The organism is Paenibacillus ehimensis NBRC 15659 (assembly GCF_004000785.1).
Taxonomy (GTDB): domain Bacteria; phylum Bacillota; class Bacilli; order Paenibacillales; family NBRC-103111; genus Paenibacillus_G; species Paenibacillus_G ehimensis.
Map to the genome: position 1 here is coordinate 103,097 of NZ_BILX01000015.1, position 17,501 is coordinate 120,597.

The following is a 17,501-nucleotide window of genomic DNA, read 5'->3' on the forward strand; positions in this document are numbered from 1 at the left end:
CTTTGCGGCAGCGAAGCGGGATGCTTTTTCGTGTATTCCATCTGCTTTATAAAGAAGACATATGCTTTTTCCGTTCCGTTTGCAGCTCGTGGCAGATCGTCTCCAGCTCCTTGGCGAGCCGCGTCAGCCCTTCCGTCGAAGCGGTAATCGACTCCATCGCCGACAGCTGCTCTTGCGACGAGGAGAGCACATGATTCGCCCCTGCCGCACTGTCGTCGGAAATGCGCGCCACCTCGTTCAAGGCGGCCGTCACCTGCTCCGACCCTGCCGACATTTGCTGGGCAGCCGCCGAAATATCCTGGATTTGATCGCATACTTTTTTCGCTTCGTCTACGATGAGGCGGAATACATCCCCGGCTTCGTTCACCGCCGTATGGCTCGTTTCGACCTGACCGGCGCTTGCGCGCATTACCGATACGGCCGATACCGTCGCCTGCTGAATCTCTTCGATCAGCTGCGTAATTTGTCCCGCCGACGCCTCCGCTTGCTCCGCGAGCTTCCGGACCTCGCGCGCCACCACGGCGAAGCCTGCTCCGTGCTCTCCCGCCCGGGCCGCTTCGATGGCAGCATTCAGCGCAAGCAGGTTCGTTTGGGAAGCGACCCCGGAAATCAGCGTAGCGATCTCCCCGATTTCGACGGACTGCTTTTCCAATCGCTGTAACGCCGCAGACACTTCCGTCGAGGAGCTCTTCAAAGCGCCGAGCTGCGATACCGCGTGGCCGATCGTGTCGTTGCCTTTTTCCGCTTCCTCCACCATGCCGAGCGACGCTTCCGAGACGGTCGCTGACGATTCGGCCACGCGCTGAATGCCGATCGACATCTCTTCCATGGCACGTGCGCTGTCTTTGCTGGTTTGCGCCTGCTCTTCCGTTCCCGTCGCCATCTTTTCCATGGAGGTCATGATCCGGCGGTTTGCCAGCAGCGTCTGCTCGGTGTTCTCATTGAGCCGTCCGACATAATCCACGAGCTGCTCGGAGCTGTCCGTCAGCTTGTTGAGAATGTTGCCGAGCAGCTTCTGCTTCTCCTGCTTGTCCGCTTCGAGCATCGCCACGGTTTCCTTTTTCTTGGTGATTTGCCATACGGTGGTTCCCGCTGTCAGCAGAAGGAACACGGCATGAATCGCCAGCATCTCGATTTCGTACCCGTCCTTGCCGAACACAAGCTCCGAATACAGCCAGTAAGCGGCGATGTATTGCAGGGCGAACAAAGCCGTCATAATCCAAATCAGCTTCGTATCTTCATAGAAGGCCATCAGCGCGATAACCATGAAGATCGAGAAATAAAATTCGACCATCCCGCCCGATCCGACGATCATCGCCATGCTCGTGAATGTCATGGACAGCGCATTAAAAAGCGGAACGTAACGTTGACGCCCCCGCCAAAATAACAGCGCAGCGACGACTAACAGGAGCAGCGGAGCCCCCAAAAACACATTAAGCAGCACCTCGTAAGCCAGCAAATCGTGCTCGGATTTAAATACATGCAGCCATCGGAACAAGGCGCATGCGAGCACGGCCAACAAATACGTTCCGAACGTCACCGGCAAGGTCATCCGGTTTTTAATCGCCAACACATCGGGCTTCGTGGATAACAAAAAGCTCACATCCTATTCACTAAGGTCGAAGCTATATTCTTTATCACATATTATATCGGTCGGAAGTCCTATTTTTTATAGGTAAAAATGAAAAAACCGTGACAAGTCGCCGTCACGGTCTCAGCTTAAATCCAGTAATTCCTTCACCTTGAGCTCCAGCTCAACCATGGAAAACGGTTTGTGCATATAAGCATTCGCTCCGAGCTGCATCCCCCGGCTCGTATCCTCTTCCCGGCTGCGCCCCGAAAGAACGAGCATTTTCGTATGGGGCGGCCGCGTGCCGCGGTCCCTCATCCGTTCGAGCATGCCGTACCCGTCGAGACGCGGCATCACGCCATCGAGAATACACAGATCGACCGGGCTGCCGAGCAGCTCCAGATAAGCCTCTTCCCCATCGGCCGCCTCCTTGAAGTCGATCGGCAGATGCTTGAGCTTCGCCATTAGAATCGAGCGCAAAATGTTATCGTCGTCGGCAATCAGCACTGTCTTGCGCGCCTCCGCGTCCGACTCCGCGCCGGCCGCATCGCCGGTATACAGCATCACCCGGTTGCGGCCGTTTTGCTTGGCCTCGTACATCGCATCGTCCGCCCGTCGGATCCACTCGCTCAGAGCAAGGTCGGGCCGCCATTCCGAAACGCCGGCCGAGAACGTAATGTGGAACGACTGGCCCTCGTTCTGCGCCACAGGACCTTGATGCGTGAGCCTCAGGATGCCTTCGATCGTCTTTTTGGCGTCGGCGGCGGACGTGCCTGGCAGCACTACCACGAATTCCTCGCCCCCGAAGCGGGCGATCAGATCCGTAGCGCGCAGATTCGCCTGCAGCAGATGGGCGAGGCCCTGCAGCACCAAATCCCCGACCGGATGCCCGTACGTATCGTTGATCGATTTGAACCGGTCGATATCGATGAATACCATCGAGATCGTTCCGGGATACCGTGCGACGCGCTGCAGCTCGACTTGAATTTGATGGTCGAAATACCGGCGGTTGTACACTCCCGTTAACGGATCGCGGAACGCCATTTGCTCGAACGTCTTGGTCCGCTTGAGCAAGCTGTAGATGCGGGCGGCCAGCTCCTCATATTGAAACGGCTTGACCACATAATCGTCCGCGCCCAAGTAGAAGCAGCGGACCTTGTCGTACACGTCGCTGCGCCCGGACAGCACGATCAAAGGCACGAGCTTCAAATTCGGGTCTTCCTTCAAAAATTCGAACAGCTCGTAGCCGCTGTCCGGGTGCATCATCAGATCGAGCGAAATCAAGTCGTACGAACGCTCCCGGATCAGCCGCTGCGCCGATTGGACGTCTGCGGCATCATCCACCTCGTAGCCGTCCAGCTTCAGACGCCGGACCAGATAAGCCCGCAGCACTTCGTCATCGTCGATCACAAGCAGCCGTTCGCCCTGCGGAGGCGTGAGGGTACGCTGCAGCTGCTCCTGCTGCTCATCCAGCTCCAGCTCGCGTGTGGTGGTATCGATCTCCAATTCCAATTCGAGCACCAGCGCAAGGGAAGCCTGCGAGCACATCCGAAACCGCGTGCGAACCGACGGCTCCGTCAATGCTTCCTCGTCCTGCGACCATTCCCAGTGCTCGACCAATTTCTCGGCGAGCGTCCCGATACGCATAAAACCGAACATCGGCGCGCTGCCTTTCAGCGTATGCACGATACGGTAAAACCGGCGGGCCGTCTCGGACGCATCCTCCGGCTCCGCATCCTCGGTCCAATACCGCAGCTGCTGGAGCTGCTTGTTCAGCTCGTGAATATATTTTTTCCGGCCTTCCTTCAGCAGCCGGGCCTCTCGTTTCATCCGGTCGTCAGAGGGTGTTTGATGCAAAGCCTTCACTTCCCGTCTCCGGTATAAATTTCTATCGGTTAACGCGCATCGCGCCGGATCAGCTCTTCCACGGTATCCAGCAGCTGCAGCGGACTGAACGGTTTCACGATATACTGCGTAACCCCGGCCGCTTTGGCTCGTTCACGGTCCTTATCCAGCGCTTTGGCCGTCAGAAGAATGACCGGCGTGTCCGCGTTCGGATTCGCATGGCCGCGCAGCCATTCGCAAACCTCCACTCCGGTGCGTTCGGGCATCATATAGTCCAGGATGATTAAGTCGAACGGCTGCTCCTGCAAATAGGAGAGCGCTTGCGCCCCGTCCTCCGCTTCGGTAAGCTCGTAGCCTTCCTCGGCCAGCGTTTCCGTCAACAAGAACCGCAAGGCCGCTTCGTCGTCGGCCAATAAAATTTTGTAAGGTGCCATAAGCCCTCGAACGCTCCTTCATGGTGCATGTTCTATGAAAATCATTATAGCACGGATGATTGTCGTATGGTTACAGAGAACTTTTTAATCACATATAGTCCTTAAGAACCATATGTAAACCAAAAGGACTATGTTACGATAAAAACACTTCTAAATTTGATGAAAATTTTACTTTTACCGAGCATTTTTTCCTAGCTGAAAGGAAGGGCAACATGAATCCCGTGGACCATCTGATCAAAAAAGTATGCAAGTACGTTTCGTTCGGCCAGCCCGTTTCGTCCGGGTCCTTGGTAAGCCAGCGCTCGTCTGACCCGCGCATGCCGATGCAAGCATTTTATTTGACACTCCAGCCCAAAAGCGAACAAGAGCATTATTATCATGAGGTTTGGCTGAAAAAAGAAGGCTCGTTTGCCATCACCGAGGCGTGGTACAAAGACAGCACGGTCACCCGAAGCCTGGTTCAAGACAATATTTCTTATGAGCAGCTGATCAACGCGATCGGCGAGGAGCATTCTCATCATGTCGTTCTGCGGATGACGGAGATTGTCAAGAAGTCGGAACGGGAGGACTGGAGACCGTACGCCAGACGGGCTTGATTGGGGAGTTTCAAAGCATGCTGCCAAGCTCTTGCTTCCTGCGGGCATATTCGCGCCAGGATCCGCCGTGAATGCGCGGATATCCCCGCGGCTCCTTCCACAGGTAGATCCAGCCCTCGCACTCTTCCCGACGGCTGTCGCGCACCCAGACGCGTTCATAATCGTTCCGGGCGCCGGGTCCGTAATACTCCTCCAGTTCGTCCATCCGATTCAGACCTTCCTGCGTCACGACCAGCCATTCGCCTTCGACGTCCGTCTCGCCGCCGCAGCCCGACAAGACGAGTCCGGGATAAGCTCCCGCATCGAACAAAGCGCCGCGCACCCGTCCGGGACGGACCGAGAGCACGTAAGGCGCTACCACGTGATGATTCGATTCGCCGACCAGCAGCGTTCCATAGACGAAAACCCGGATCAGATCGGTTCCCTCCTTCAAGCAACCGGCGAATTGGTTTCCAAGCAACGGTTGCCGTTACTGCAAATACCATTTTCTTCTATCATACCATAAGCCAAGCTTGGGGAATCGGGTGATTTGCCCTATCTTTGAACGCCTGCCGTGTCCGAAAAAGACAAACCGGCATAAATTGTCCATAAGCCGAAGTTTAGGGGGGAAGGGGGAGAGTGCGCCATGCTTAGTCCCGAAGATGCGAACAAGATCATCCGCTTTTTGTCGGCGGCTTATTTTTGCACCGACTCGGAGGAGGCGCGGAAAGAGTTTAACCGGTTGGCCAACGAGCTGCGCAAAGCTTCCGGACAACCGGAACAATAAGGAACCGAAGACAAGCACGCCGCTGCAGGAAGCGGCGTTTTTGCGCGCATAAGACAATAGAAAAAAGCCAAAAGCGTCCACTTCTGGCTTGTTCCGTTGCGATATGTTTCGCTATCCTTCGGGCTAGTGCCTGGTGGACGCCGTTTCCTGCTGCCGCGAATATAGTCCGCGGGTTTTCACGATGATTTTCCGAATGCTGTCCTCCGACAGATGAAACTGACGGATCAGATCGGTGACCGTATGACCGTTCTCATACAGCCGGAAAATTTCGAAGTTCCGACGCATAATCGACTGCCGGGTGCCGTTGTTCTCACCCCAGCCTGCGCGGGTCTGTTCTTTTTTCGGTATATAAATGATTTCGCCCTGAATATAGTCCTGCAGCTGCTTGAGCAGGCTAGGCGGCAAAATATCCTTCCCATTCTTGTACCCCACCGATGAAAGCCTCCTTTCGTGCCATGTTGGCCAAAGCCTCGAAAGTTATAAGCATTTTCATCTTTACACCTCCTCTGAGTTTTGCCGGAGCAAAACTGACGTCGCAAGCATTAGGGGCATGAAATTCAGGATAAACGGCTACGCCGTCCTTGTCGTCTAAGGATAAGCTCGTTTATCAAGGTTGACGCGAAGCTATAAGTCGCGATGACTTATAAGTTCTTATCAACAAAAAAACACGATTGCCATATCGTGCCTGAATGCCTCTATATGTCATGTATCATTCAATGACGGTTCAGGTGACGGTGAAGGAGAAAAATGCTTATTCACTTGTTAGCAAACCCTTTTCCTTTTTTCATTGTGTCCAGTACTACTACCATTGCACGACACTCCTTTCACCTGAATTTTTTTGAAGACACAGAATTTCCTCTTACATTATAACCCATCGATTCTTGTATTGTCCATCCGCGAATATATAAGGGGCCCGAAGGCCCCCCTTGACTGGCGTCTCCGCTTACGCGAAGACCACCTCGGTTACCGTAATCATTGTATCTGATCACTCCTTTCCTTGAGCGTCAGCCGGCCGGCTACATCTCCTATTAACTCATAATCGGCCGTGCTGCCGCAAGGTGGAAAACTTTTATAACGATTTTATCCTTATCCTGTCCGCGGCTGCGCCTCACGCAGGTTATGCCAGAAAACACCGTCTTACCGTATTTTTAAACTGGCGCAAACCGCCCGCATCGTATATAATGGCATACAGTAAAGCGCCGGAAACGAATATAAAAAAGCTCGTATAATTGCAGGATGAATCGGCCTGCGAGTCTCTACCCTGCCTCCGCAACGGCAGGACTACGGGCGGTACACATACGGACGCAGATAGGAAGACCGCCGCTGCTTGCAGCCCGGCCGGCCGTTTTGCGCCTTTTCTTGCTTTTGCGTATCGCTCGATTGCCCGTTTCTTATTAGAAACGGCCGAATCGGGCTTTTTGTGTTTGTCGGGCTTAGGATCTTGTTAACGTTCGGGAGGAAAAAAAGCTATGGAACTGCTGAAAAACAAAGTGCTGCAGGAAGGAATCGTGCTGGGAGAACAGGTGCTCAAGGTCGACTCGTTTCTGAACCATCAAGTCGATCCGGTCCTCATGATGGAGATCGGCAAAGAATTTGCCGCCCGTTTCGCCGGCGAGCGCATTACCAAGGTGCTGACCATCGAATCGTCCGGCATCGCTCCCGCCGTCATGACGGCGCTGCAGCTCGGCGTGCCGCTCATTTTCGCGCGCAAGCGCAAGTCGCTGACGCTTCGGGACGATCTGCTGACGGAGAAGGTGTATTCCTTCACCAAGCAGGAAGAAAGCGAAGTATCCGTCTCCAAAAAGTTTTTGTCAACCGGGGATCGGGTGCTGCTGATCGACGACTTCCTCGCCAACGGCGAAGCGGCGTTCGGGTTGGCCCGGATTGCCGAGAAAGCAGGCGCTGTGGTAGCGGGGATCGGCATCGTGATCGAGAAAGCTTTTCAGCCCGGAGGCCGAAAGCTTCTGGAAGCAGGCTACCGCGTAGAGTCGCTTGCGCCCGTCGCCTCGTTGGCGGACGGACGGGTCACCTTCGCGGACAAGCCTGAGCCGCAGACGAATCCGGTATAAATCCGTGCCCAACAATCCATTCTCGGAGGGATCCTTCCTGTGTCTATGAATGCTAAAACAACCAGCCAGCCGCCGATGCGGCGGTTTTCGCTCGGCCTGCAGCACGTGCTCGCCATGTACGCCGGCGCCGTCATCGTGCCGCTGATTGTCGGCAGCGCGCTGAAGATGACGCCGGAGCAGCTCGCCTACCTGGTTTCGATCGACCTGTTAACCTGCGGTATTGCGACTCTGCTTCAGGTGTGGAGCAACCGGTTCTTCGGCATCGGCCTGCCGGTCGTGCTCGGCTGTACGTTCACGGCCGTCGGCCCGATGATCGCCATCGGCAGCCAGCACGGCGTCTCGACCATCTACGGCGCCATCTTGGCTGCAGGCCTGTTCGTCGTCGTCTTCGCCGGAATGTTCGGCAAGCTGATCCGCTTCTTCCCTCCGGTCGTCACCGGTTCGGTCGTCACCATCATCGGGCTCACGCTCATTCCCGTAGCCCTGAACGATATGGGCGGCGGAGCCGGCAATCCGAATTTCGGCGCGCCGGTCAACCTGCTGCTCTCCTTCGGCGTGCTTGCGCTGATTATCGTCTTGAACCGCTTTTTCACAGGCTTTTGGCGGGCGATTTCGATTTTGCTCGGGTTGATTGCCGGAACATTTGTCGCGGCGCTGCTCGGCAAAGTCAGCTTCACTCCGTTCCATGAAGCTTCCTGGTTCCATATGGTGCACCCGCTCTACTTCGGCATGCCGACGTTTGAAATCACCTCCGTGCTGACGATGATCCTGGTCGCTGCGGTCAGCCTGGTAGAGTCGACCGGCGTTTTTCTGGCTCTCGGCAAAATATGCGACCGCGACATCCGCTCGGAGGATTTGACCCGCGGCTATCGCGCGGAAGGTCTCGCGATCATCCTCGGCGGCTTGTTCAACGCCTTCCCGTATACGACCTACTCGCAGAACGTCGGGCTGATCCAAATGAGCGGCGTCCGGACGCGCGACGTGATCATGACCGCGGGCGGCATTTTGGTCGTCCTTGGCCTGATCCCGAAAGTCGCCGCGCTGACGACGCTGATCCCGACTCCCGTGCTCGGCGGCGCGACCGTAGCCATGTTCGGCATGGTCGTCTCCTCCGGAATCCGCATGCTTGGCTCGCAGGTCGACTTGAACAACCATGAGAACCTGCTGATCATCGCCTGCTCCGTCGGCATGGGCCTCGGCGTGACGGTCGTTCCGACGCTGTTCAATCAACTGCCCCAGATGGTGCAGATATTGACCGGCAACGGCATTGTCGCAGGCAGCTTCACCGCAATCGTGCTGAATTTGGTTTTCAACCTCCGGCGGAAACGGTCGGTGGCCGACGCTTCGCAGCCGCAAGGTGCCGCGAACTGATCGAAAAAACCGCCTGACCTCGTATAAATAGACTGCGGCCTGTGCGCGTGCGAACAGGACCGCAGTCTTCTTTTGTTGCCATATTTCCTAACGGTTTAATCCCAAACGACTACCCAATTCCGGTTCAGTGACGCTTCAATCGTTCCCCGTTCCATAATATAGCCGGCCAGCAGCTCCGCCATATCGGTCGGAATGTCCTTCACGACCGGCTTTCCTTGGAACATCAGGTAATTTCCGCCGCCCCCCGCCCGGTAATTGTTCATCACGACGTCGTATTCCGCCTCCGGATCGATCGGCTTTCCATTGTAGCGCAGCTCGACGATCCGCTGTCCTACCGGACGCGAAATGTTGATGCGGTATTCGATGCCCTCCCACATGTCGTAATTGTAATGCTGCGGCTTCGGATCGCTGAATTCCGCGCTCACTTGCACCGGGCCATTTCCGTCGTATTGGGCAAAGTACGAGGCCGAACGCTCCAGCGCGGCACGGATATCCTGCCCCGACACCCGGATGACCTGCAATGTATTCGGATAAATATAATTGGAGACAATGTCCCGCATCGTGATATGCTCGGGAAATCCCGGCGAGATATTGTCGAACAGCGCGGTGTTCGAGATCGGAGCCCCGGACAGCTCCATCTGTACCCGGTTGATAAACTCGATGAGCGGATGCTCCTGCAGCCGGACCTGCATCGGATCGGTTACGCGCATGTCGCCGATCAACCGCCCGATCGGCTGATCGAGCCATACCTGCGCGAGGCGTTCATGCGGCTCCACGATCGCCAGCACCGCGGCATCCGGCGCTTCGCCCTGCGGGGACACCAGCTCGGACATGGCTTCCAGAACGCGCCAGCCCCCCGCTTCCAGCCCCAGCGTCAGCGTGACTTTGCCGAGCCAGGCGCCTGCGCTGCCGGGCTGTACGACCGTCACTCCGTTGATGCTCGTTCCCGCAATCGACCGGTGCTGATGGCCGGTGAGCAGCACATCGATGCCCTCCACTTCGCGGCAGAGCGCATAGCCTTGATTTTCCCCCGTCAACGGCTCCGTCGGCTGGCCGGATTCCAAATGCCGCTCGAACCCTCCGTGATAGGAGACGATCACGACGTCCGCTCCCTCTTGCTCGCGCAGATGCTTCACCCACCGCTTGGCCGTCTCTACGGCATCCTCGAAGCGCAGGCCCGCGATATGCTCGGGCTTCTCCCAATGCGGGATGTAGGGCGTCGTCAGCCCCAGCACGCCGATTTTGAGCCCCTGCTCCATCGTCTTCACCAGATAGGGCTTGCCGAATACCGGCTCGCCGGTCGCCTCATCGACGATGTTGGCGCTGAGCCAAGGAAAGCCCGATTCCCCGACCGCTTTGCGAAGCAGCTCCATCCCATAGTTGAATTCGTGATTCCCGATGACGGCCGCGTCGTACCCGAGCTCATTCAGGCACTGAATCATCGGATTCGGCTTCCCGCCGTTCAGTTTGGCGTGATGATACGCCAGCGGCGTCCCTTGAATCAAATCCCCGTTATCGATGAGCAGCAGCGGCCCGCCCTTTTGGCGCTCTCTGCGAATGATCGATGCGATTCTGGCCAGCCCCGTTTCCGTCGGGCTGTTATTGGCATACTGGATCGGAAGCAGCGCTCCGTGAATGTCGCTTGTTTCCAGGATCGTGACTGTCAGCTTTTGAACCACCTTGCATTCAACTCCGTTTTTCCTTGAATTGAATCCACTATATCAAATTTAGCGCCGGAGAACCATCCGTCAGGCTTCAAAATATTTTTCGACATTTTCAGGGCGTTTTCACAAAAAATTTACTCTGGCTTGTACTATTCTGTGGTATAGTAAGAAATGGATTTTGATCTAACAAGTTAACAGGAGGTCCTTCCATGTTTAAAAAGTTTGCAGCAGTCAGTCTGTCCCTGGTGCTTTCCGCAGGGATTGCAGCAGGTTGCGGTACGAAAACAGAGAATAATTCTGCAGCCCCTGCACCTTCCGACAAAAAGCAAGAAGCGCCTGCGGCGAAAGGCTATGCGCCTAAAGAATTAAAAGTGCAGTTCGTTCCTTCCCAAAACGCAGAGACGCTGGAAGCGAAAGCGAAGCCGCTGGAGAAGCTGCTTGGCGACAAGCTCGGCATTCCGGTCAAAGTCTCCGTCTCGACCAACTACAACACCGTGATCGAAGCGATGGCTTCCAAGCAAGTCGATATCGGATTCCTGCCTCCGAACGCTTATGTTCTGGCGCATGACGAGAAGAAAGCCGCAGACCTGCTGCTGCAAGCTCAACGCTACGGCGTAGACGACAAGACGGGCGCCGACACCACGGAGCTGGTCGACTTCTACAAAGCGATGATCATCGTTAAAGCGGATTCCCCGATCAAAGAATTGAAAGACCTGAAAGGCAAAAAAATCGCTTGGCAGGGCGTAACGTCCTCCGCAGGCTTCGTATGGCCGGCCAACGAAATGAAAAAAGCCGGCGTCGATCCCGAGAAAGACGTAACGGGCATCGAAGTCAAAGGTCACGACAAAGGCGTAATCGCCGTCCTGAACGGACAAGTTGACGCCGCGGCGATCTTCCAAGACGCTCGCTACAAAATGAAAACCGACTATCCTGACATCTATGAAAAAACGCGCGTGCTTGCCTTCACTTCTCCGATTCCGAACGACACGATCGCCGTTCGCAAAGACATGGATCAAGAATGGAGAGACAAGATCGCTCAAGCGTTCATCGATATCGGCAAAGATCCGGAAGGCGGAAAAATCATTTTTGACGTATACTCCCACCGCGGCTACGTGAAATCCGACGACAAGAAATTTGACGTCGTTCGCGAATATTCCAAAAGCATCGGCCAGAAATAATTAAAGCTTTTAACAAAAAGGGGCACCCTGCCTTCCGCAGCGGCGCTCCTTTTTGCTTTACATACGCTCCTTGACTTGCTCCAGCTCCAACGCCGAAGATACGGGCATACCTGCATCGGCCGCCTCCCTCGTCACATACCGCTGCAAGGCGTCGGTGTCCTTTAACATGTGCCCGGTTAAAAGGCACACCGCCGTCTCGTCCTTGTCCACGATTCCCCGCGCGACCAGCTTTCGAAGCCCGGCCGCCGACGCCGCAGAAGCCGGCTCGCAGCCGATGCCCGCCCGGTCGATCACTGCTTTCGCCTCCATGATCTCCTTGTCGGTCACGGAAACCGTTACCCCGCAGGTCGCTTGCAGCACGGCGGCCGCTTTTTTCCAGCTCGGCGGGTTGCCGATATTCAGCGCGCTGGCCAGCGTATGCGGCCGGGGCTCCGGCGTCAGCTCCTTCAGGCCGCGCTCGATCATCCGGTGGAACGGACTTGCGCCTTCCGCCTGCACGACCGCCACCCGGGGCATACGCGAAATGAGCCCTGTCGCCAGCATGTCCTGCAGCCCTTTGCCGAGCGCGGAACCGTTGCTCAGCGCCCCGCCGGGCAGCACGATCCAATCCGGCAGCATCCAGTTTAGAGCTTGCGCGATTTCGTAGACAATGCTCTTTTGCCCCTCGATCCGAAACGGATTCATCGAATTGCATACGTACAGCCCCAGCTCGGCCGCATGCCGTTCCAAGAAGCGTAACCCGTCGTCGTAGGTGCCTTTGAACCGAATCATCCGCGCCCCATAGGCCGCCGTTTGCAGCACTTTCCCGCCCGCGACGCCTTCCTCCGGGACAAAGACGTACGAGGCTTTGCCGGAAAGCGCCGCATACATCGCAAGCGACGAAGACGTATTTCCCGTCGACGAGCAGGCAAACCGTTCATACCCGAGCCACGCGCCTTGCGATACGGCGACCGTCATCCCGTTATCCTTGAAGGAGCCGCTCGGATTCTCGCTCTGCGCCTTGAGCCGCAAGTCCCGGACTCCGGTAAACCGGCGGACCGGTTCGGAGTCGTACAGCCCCGTGTTGCCCTCGTACTTCGTTACGATCCGCTCCACCGGAAGCTCCGGATGAATCAGCTCCTTATAGCGCCACACCCCACTCGCATAAGGCGTATTGCGGTGCGCCAGACGCTCGTCAAAGACGCGCCGCAGCTTCTCGCCGTCCAACTCCCCAAGGCGCTGCTCGACCTGAAGCAGCCCGCCGCATTCGCAGCGCCATACCGGATCGGTGATACTCCGTCCTTGCCCACACTCCGTACAGCTCAATTTCATCCCGCTCGCTCCTTTGCGCTATTGCCATTTGCTGTATTCGACTTTAGAATAAAACGAAAAAACATATAAGTATAATATATTTATTTGAAATAATCATAAATTTAATTTATGAATGGAGCGAAGCCCATGAACCTTCATGCGTTAAAAATATTTCATGTCGTTGCCCGGAGCCGAAGCGTCACCCGTGCCTCCGAGACGCTGCGCATCAGCCAGCCCGCGGTCACGATGCAGATCCGCAATTTGGAGAAGGAGCTCGGCCTCGTCTTGCTGGCCCCGAAAGGAAGGGGCATCTGGCTGACGGAAGCGGGAGCGTTCCTCGCCGCCCATGCGGAGCGGTTATTCGCTCTGGAGCAAGAGCTTGAAACGCTCGTCGACGATTACCGGGCAGGGCGAAGCGGCACGCTGCGGATCGCCGCGACGTACCTGCCCGCCAACTTTTTGCTGCCCGGCTGGATCGCCGCCTACAAGCGGAGGTTTGCCGGGGTGCGGCTGACGCAATATACCGGAAACGCCCAGCAGTCGCTTGAGCGGCTGGAACAGTACGAAGCCGATATCGCGGTTATCGGAGGTGGCGCTGCCGCTTCCCCCCGGCTGAAACGCAGCGTGCTGTTCGAGGACCCGATGTGGTTCGTCGTCCCGCCGGATCATCCGTGTGCCGCCAAGGAAGTCGGGCTCGCCGATCTCCTGAAAGAAACGTTCATCATGCGGGAGGAAGGCAGCTCGACCCGGGACATGCTGCTCGCGCTATGCCGGATGTCGAGCCTCGCCCCGCCCGATATTGGCGTAGAGCTGGGCGGGATGAACGAAGCCGTGCGGGCGGTCGCTGCGGGCTACGGCGTGCTCTTCGCTTCGGCTGCCGAGGTGCGGGAGTTCGTGGAGCGACGCGAGGTTGTGCGGGTGAAGGTGAAGCATCCTGAGGTGAAGAACCCGATTGCCGTCTATTGGCGCGAAGGCGAGCCGCTATCCGGGCAAGCCGCGGCCTTTGTCGAGCTGATAACCGGGGTTAAGCGCGAATAAGAAGAAGTATGGACGTTTTCCGCACAAAAAAGCCCGCTTTCGGTGCAATGATCCGAAAAGCGGGCTTTGCGGGCTAAACCAGACGTTTGCGAATAGCCGAAGAAATAATATCGATAATGGTGACCATGACGATGATCCCCAGCAGAATAATGCCGACGCGGTTCCATGCGCGGGCTTCCAGCGCCAGAATGAGCGGTGCCCCGATCCCGCCCGCCCCGATCAGACCGAGGATGGAAGCGGAACGGATATTGATCTCGAAACGGTACAGCGCAAACGAGAAGAAGTGCGGCAGCACCTGCGGAATGACGGCAAACCACAGCACCTGCAAGCGGTTGGCGCCGCAGGCGGTCAGCGCCTCGGTCGGCCCGAGATCGAGATTTTCGATCGCCTCCGAATACAGCTTGCCGAGCATCCCGATCGAGTGGAGGCCTAGCGCCAGCACCCCGGCATAAGCGCCCGGGCCTACCGCTTTGATGAAAATGATCGCCATGATGATTTCCGGAAACGTCCGGATAAAGCTCAGCATGAATTTGCCGCTGCCGGATACCCAGCGGAAACGGCTCATGTTGTTCGCCGCCCAGAAGGCAAACGGCACACACAGGAACGCCGATATAAACGTGCCGATAATGGAAATGGCGAGCGTATCGAGCAGTCCCCGGATCAGGTCGTCGTCTGATTCATAACAGCCTCTCCCTTATCTTCGTGCTCACGTAATCGATCAGCAGCACGATCGCCAGCGTCAAAATGATGATAAGGGCCGAACGGTCATAACGGAACTGCTGCAGCGTCCGGTCGAGCGTCAACCCGATCCCGCCCGCGCCGACCAGGCCGAGTACAGCGGCGGCCCGGACGTTGACTTCGAACGTGTACAAAAAATACGCGATATATTGCGCCGCCACCTGCGGCACGACGCCAAAATGAATCCATTGCAGCTTGTTGGCCCCGACGGCCGTCATCGCTTCCAGAGGGCCCGGTTCGATCGCTTCGATCGATTCGTAGGTCAGCTTGGCGATCAACCCGAAGGAGAAAAAGGCGAGCGCCAGCACTCCGGGCATCGCCCCGATGCCGAAGATCGCAACGAACAATCCGGCAAAAAGCAGCTCGGGGATCGTCCGGATCAAGTTGAGAATAATGCGGGCCGGATGATAAATCCACGGGCTGCGGGTTACGTTGCCGGCTGCAAGCAAAGCGATCGGAATCGCGACCAGCCCGCCGAGCGTCGTGCCGATCACCGCCATTTGAATCGTTTCCACCATCGGCTTCCAGACGACATCGATATAGCTCCAGTCGGGGGGAACCATCTCAACGAGCAGCTTGCCCATCTCCGGAAAGCCTTCAATCAGCTTGGCAATACTGGAGTCGGTATTGTCGGCGCTCCACCATAACAGAAAGATCAGGACTAACGTCGTTATATACGACTTCGTATTCGACGGTTTTTTCAGGATGTCGCGGCGTTCGGGTTCGGTCATTCCGCCTCCACCCCCAGAAGCTCGTCCTTCTTGATCGCGCGTCCGTAAATGCCCGAGAAGGCCTCGTCCGTCGCTTCCGATACCGGACCGTCGAATACAACTTCCCCTGCCCGCAAGCCGATAATACGGGTCGCGTATTCCCGCGCCAAATCGATAAAGTGGAGGTTAACCACGGTTGTGATGCCGAGCTCCTGATTGATCCGTTTCAAGTCGTCCATCACCTGGCGGGTCGTCAACGGGTCCAGCGAGGCGACCGGCTCGTCCGCCAAAATGATTTTCGCTTCCTGGGCAAGCGCTCTGGCGATCGAGACGCGCTGCTGCTGTCCGCCCGACAATTCGTCCGCACGGGCATAGGCCTTCTCGCGAATGTTTACGCGCTCAAGCGCTTGGAGCGCAAGCTCCACGTCTCTCTTCGGAAACAGCCCGAGCAGCGTCCGCAGCGTCGAATGATACCCTACACGGCCGGAAAGAACGTTGCGAAGAACGGAGGAACGTTTGACCAGATTGAAATTTTGAAAAATCATGCCGATATCGCGGCGCAGATTTCGAAGCTGGGCTCCCTTTGCCGCCGTGATCGACCGCCCGTCGATGAGAATTTGGCCGTCCGTAATTTCATGCAGTCTGTTGATCGAGCGCAGCAGCGTCGATTTTCCCGCTCCCGAGAGACCGACGATTACAATAAATTCGCCTTTGTCCATGGTCAAATTAATATTTTTGAGACCTACGGTTCCGTTCGGATATACCTTGGACACATTTTGGAATTCAATCATAGTCTAATGAAAGTCCCCTTTAACTAATTTAAACTGACAGATTTTAATTCGACATGAATCGCGGTTTTCCTCTTCCGACATGCCCCAAGTGACCAGATTAATGAAAGCTTAACACTTCTTACCGGCTGCGGCTGCGATTTTAAAATAACAACCCGCAAACGAACGCAATCGCCTTCGCACCCGGCAGGAGCAAAAGCTGGGCAAGCAAGGTGCCCGCCAGCCGCGAAAGCATCAGGATACCGAACATTTTATGGAGCTCCGCCTGCTTCACCTTGCCGGACATCGCCTTATCGGACAGCAGCGCCACCCGCGGATCGATGAAGATGGTCAGCAGGATGGTGGCAATCCCGTTGATCAGACCTGACGATTGCGCAGCGCTTGTCGCATTCTCGGGAACGAGATAAGACGCGTACAGCGCGGACAAAACGCCTACCGTATAGATGCCCGTGACCAAGGTGTTCATCAGCAAAAGCCGCTTTGGAATCCCGCCGACCCGCAGCCGGCTGAGCATCTCCAGACGGGGCAGACGAAATACGCGCTTGACCGATTTCAGCTTGTCGATCGTCACGGACTCCCGGATCAGGACCGGCAGCGACCCGACAACCTCGAGCCGGGCGATCAGCCGCGCGGCCACGAACACCATCGTCGGAAAAACGAGAAGCGCCGCCAGCGTCCCGACGGAAGCCCCGATCAAGATCAAATGGAATTGAGCCCCGAGCGCAATGTCCGGGTCATGCTTCGCCTTATCGATCAGATTGCCGAACAACGTGCCTTGAAGCATGTTCGATGTTCTGGAGATCAGCAAGATGATGCCGGTGAGCGACAAGGCGACCGCCAGCTTCCCTGTTCGGATGCCGGCCAGCCTTACCGCATAAGATAGCGTTTCCACGCCATGAATGATCAAGGTCAGCGCAAATACGAGCCATACCGATCCGACCATGCTTCCCCCTCCTCCGTTTTTCAGACAAGCCAAAAACGCGACCGCACGCTTGATTCGCAAGAACAAAGACGGCTGTCGCGTTTGCAAGTGGTTTGTCGGCTCAATGACGTTTCTTTATCGCTGCTAGCTGCCTGCGACGTCCCTCTTCGTAAATAGCAGCCAGGAAACGGCATAGAATAGAATCCAATGAGCGGCCAGAACGGCCAGCGAGAAGCCGAGCGTCATCCCGGGGACGACAGGCTTGCCCCCGTGGAAATATGGAGTCAAATCCGTATTGGCGAACAACAAATATTTGACCCAGGCATATCTGAGCTGCACCAAAATAGCCACGATGGGGCCGGACACGAACATCAGGAAGATGGAGAGTCCGATCGCCAGCGAGCTGCTCCGGAACACGGTCGAAATCATAAACGCCAGCGTCGCCGTCATCACGATCTCTACCGCTTTGATTCCATACCCTTGAAGGATGGCGGGCAGCGTCTCGTCGGGCGCAACCGAGCC

16 protein-coding genes, 2 pseudogenes and 1 riboswitch are annotated in these 17,501 nt (G+C 56.5%); of the genes and pseudogenes, 6 read left to right on the top strand and 12 right to left on the bottom strand.

Features of this window, described 5'->3' with window-relative positions; translation table 11 throughout:
- Positions 1 to 46: 46 nt before the first annotated feature.
- The 3 genes from PEH01S_RS11550 to PEH01S_RS11560 all read right to left on the bottom strand — a co-directional run bounded on the left by PEH01S_RS11550 (position 47) and on the right by PEH01S_RS11560 (position 3,849).
- Entirely contained in the window at positions 47 to 1,594 is a 1,548-nt protein-coding gene (locus PEH01S_RS11550) for a methyl-accepting chemotaxis protein (protein WP_025853070.1), read from the bottom strand.
- A gap of 120 nt (positions 1,595 to 1,714) precedes the next feature.
- Positions 1,715 to 3,436 (bottom strand): GGDEF domain-containing response regulator, encoded by a 1,722-nt coding sequence (locus PEH01S_RS11555; RefSeq protein ID WP_246062887.1) that lies wholly within the window; start codon positions 3,434 to 3,436, stop codon positions 1,715 to 1,717.
- 29 nt (positions 3,437 to 3,465) lie between these two features.
- Positions 3,466 to 3,849, bottom strand: a complete 384-nt coding sequence (locus PEH01S_RS11560) for a response regulator (RefSeq protein WP_025853066.1) — start codon at positions 3,847 to 3,849, stop codon at positions 3,466 to 3,468.
- A 212-nt stretch (positions 3,850 to 4,061) separates the two neighbouring features.
- Here PEH01S_RS11560 and PEH01S_RS11565 point away from each other — a divergent pair, with 212 nt between their 5' ends.
- Entirely contained in the window at positions 4,062 to 4,445 is a 384-nt protein-coding gene (locus PEH01S_RS11565) for a hypothetical protein (RefSeq protein ID WP_127485562.1), read from the top strand.
- Between the two features lie 10 nt (positions 4,446 to 4,455).
- Here the strand turns inward: PEH01S_RS11565 and PEH01S_RS11570 are convergent, their stop codons facing one another.
- Positions 4,456 to 4,860 carry a gamma-glutamylcyclotransferase family protein gene (locus PEH01S_RS11570; RefSeq protein WP_025853062.1) on the bottom strand — a complete coding sequence of 135 codons (405 nt, stop codon included), beginning with the start codon at positions 4,858 to 4,860 and terminating at the stop codon, positions 4,456 to 4,458.
- Positions 4,861 to 5,070: 210 nt separating this feature from the next.
- Between PEH01S_RS11570 and PEH01S_RS11575 the strand changes: the two genes are divergently transcribed.
- A complete protein-coding gene (locus tag PEH01S_RS11575; RefSeq protein WP_025853060.1) occupies positions 5,071 to 5,211 on the top strand; it encodes a hypothetical protein in 141 nt (46 codons plus the stop codon).
- Between the two features lie 123 nt (positions 5,212 to 5,334).
- On the opposite strand, the gene PEH01S_RS11580 is transcribed toward PEH01S_RS11575, so the two are convergent.
- Complete coding sequence (locus PEH01S_RS11580) at positions 5,335 to 5,643, bottom strand: CD3324 family protein (RefSeq protein WP_025853059.1); 309 nt, start codon at positions 5,641 to 5,643, stop codon at positions 5,335 to 5,337.
- Positions 5,644 to 6,412: 769 nt separating this feature from the next.
- Positions 6,413 to 6,515: riboswitch (purine riboswitch) on the top strand.
- A 165-nt stretch (positions 6,516 to 6,680) separates the two neighbouring features.
- Between PEH01S_RS11580 and PEH01S_RS11585 the strand changes: the two genes are divergently transcribed.
- Complete coding sequence (locus tag PEH01S_RS11585) at positions 6,681 to 7,280, top strand: xanthine phosphoribosyltransferase (RefSeq protein WP_127485564.1); 600 nt, start codon at positions 6,681 to 6,683, stop codon at positions 7,278 to 7,280.
- A 45-nt stretch (positions 7,281 to 7,325) separates the two neighbouring features.
- Complete coding sequence (locus PEH01S_RS11590; protein WP_127485588.1) at positions 7,326 to 8,651, top strand: nucleobase:cation symporter-2 family protein; 1,326 nt, start codon at positions 7,326 to 7,328, stop codon at positions 8,649 to 8,651.
- 95 nt (positions 8,652 to 8,746) lie between these two features.
- Here PEH01S_RS11590 and PEH01S_RS11595 read toward each other — a convergent pair whose 3' ends face one another.
- The gene (locus tag PEH01S_RS11595) at positions 8,747 to 10,330 is read right to left on the bottom strand and encodes a bifunctional metallophosphatase/5'-nucleotidase (RefSeq protein ID WP_127485566.1); all 1,584 of its coding nucleotides are present in this window, start codon (positions 10,328 to 10,330) and stop codon (positions 8,747 to 8,749) included.
- 194 nt (positions 10,331 to 10,524) lie between these two features.
- Between PEH01S_RS11595 and PEH01S_RS11600 the strand changes: the two genes are divergently transcribed.
- A complete protein-coding gene (locus PEH01S_RS11600) occupies positions 10,525 to 11,493 on the top strand; it encodes a phosphate/phosphite/phosphonate ABC transporter substrate-binding protein (RefSeq protein ID WP_025853054.1) in 969 nt (322 codons plus the stop codon).
- A 57-nt stretch (positions 11,494 to 11,550) separates the two neighbouring features.
- Here PEH01S_RS11600 and thrC read toward each other — a convergent pair whose 3' ends face one another.
- A complete protein-coding gene (gene thrC, locus PEH01S_RS11605; protein ID WP_127485569.1) occupies positions 11,551 to 12,804 on the bottom strand; it encodes a threonine synthase in 1,254 nt (417 codons plus the stop codon).
- A gap of 126 nt (positions 12,805 to 12,930) precedes the next feature.
- On the opposite strand from thrC, the gene PEH01S_RS11610 reads away from it, so the two are divergent.
- Positions 12,931 to 13,821 carry a LysR family transcriptional regulator gene (locus PEH01S_RS11610; protein WP_127485571.1) on the top strand — a complete coding sequence of 297 codons (891 nt, stop codon included), beginning with the start codon at positions 12,931 to 12,933 and terminating at the stop codon, positions 13,819 to 13,821.
- Between the two features lie 73 nt (positions 13,822 to 13,894).
- On the opposite strand, the pseudogene phnE (PEH01S_RS11615) reads toward PEH01S_RS11610, so the two are convergent.
- From phnE (PEH01S_RS11615) to PEH01S_RS11635, 5 genes and pseudogenes are all read right to left on the bottom strand, one after another.
- A pseudogene (gene phnE, locus PEH01S_RS11615) lies at positions 13,895 to 14,491 on the bottom strand (phosphonate ABC transporter, permease protein PhnE); the annotation flags it as partial.
- Between the two features lie 7 nt (positions 14,492 to 14,498).
- Positions 14,499 to 15,290 (bottom strand): phosphonate ABC transporter, permease protein PhnE, encoded by a 792-nt coding sequence (gene phnE, locus PEH01S_RS11620; RefSeq protein WP_127485574.1) that lies wholly within the window; start codon positions 15,288 to 15,290, stop codon positions 14,499 to 14,501.
- Positions 15,287 to 16,060, bottom strand: coding sequence for a phosphonate ABC transporter ATP-binding protein (phnC, locus tag PEH01S_RS11625; protein WP_025853048.1), 774 nt, complete (start codon positions 16,058 to 16,060; stop codon positions 15,287 to 15,289). The genes phnE (PEH01S_RS11620) and phnC overlap by 4 nt, the downstream gene beginning before the upstream one ends.
- 139 nt (positions 16,061 to 16,199) lie before the next feature.
- Entirely contained in the window at positions 16,200 to 17,000 is an 801-nt protein-coding gene (locus PEH01S_RS11630) for a lipid II flippase Amj family protein (RefSeq protein WP_025853046.1), read from the bottom strand.
- A 123-nt stretch (positions 17,001 to 17,123) separates the two neighbouring features.
- Positions 17,124 to 17,501, bottom strand: a pseudogene (locus PEH01S_RS11635) (ABC transporter permease); the annotation flags it as partial.

What these genes read in the sequence shown, in the direction of transcription:
- PEH01S_RS11610 (WP_127485571.1), top strand. Translation starts at nt 12,931, where the DNA reads ATGAACCTTCATGCGTTAAAAATATTTCATGTCGTTGCCCGGAGCCGA.
- phnE (WP_127485574.1), bottom strand. Translation starts at nt 15,290, where the DNA reads ATGACCGAACCCGAACGCCGCGACATCCTGAAAAAACCGTCGAATACG.
- phnC (WP_025853048.1), bottom strand. Translation starts at nt 16,060, where the DNA reads ATGATTGAATTCCAAAATGTGTCCAAGGTATATCCGAACGGAACCGTA.
- thrC (WP_127485569.1), bottom strand. Translation starts at nt 12,804, where the DNA reads ATGAAATTGAGCTGTACGGAGTGTGGGCAAGGACGGAGTATCACCGAT.
- PEH01S_RS11585 (WP_127485564.1), top strand. Translation starts at nt 6,681, where the DNA reads ATGGAACTGCTGAAAAACAAAGTGCTGCAGGAAGGAATCGTGCTGGGA.
- PEH01S_RS11575 (WP_025853060.1), top strand. Translation starts at nt 5,071, where the DNA reads ATGCTTAGTCCCGAAGATGCGAACAAGATCATCCGCTTTTTGTCGGCG.
- PEH01S_RS11600 (WP_025853054.1), top strand. Translation starts at nt 10,525, where the DNA reads ATGTTTAAAAAGTTTGCAGCAGTCAGTCTGTCCCTGGTGCTTTCCGCA.
- PEH01S_RS11565 (WP_127485562.1), top strand. Translation starts at nt 4,062, where the DNA reads ATGAATCCCGTGGACCATCTGATCAAAAAAGTATGCAAGTACGTTTCG.
- PEH01S_RS11630 (WP_025853046.1), bottom strand. Translation starts at nt 17,000, where the DNA reads ATGGTCGGATCGGTATGGCTCGTATTTGCGCTGACCTTGATCATTCAT.
- PEH01S_RS11590 (WP_127485588.1), top strand. Translation starts at nt 7,326, where the DNA reads ATGAATGCTAAAACAACCAGCCAGCCGCCGATGCGGCGGTTTTCGCTC.
- PEH01S_RS11560 (WP_025853066.1), bottom strand. Translation starts at nt 3,849, where the DNA reads ATGGCACCTTACAAAATTTTATTGGCCGACGACGAAGCGGCCTTGCGG.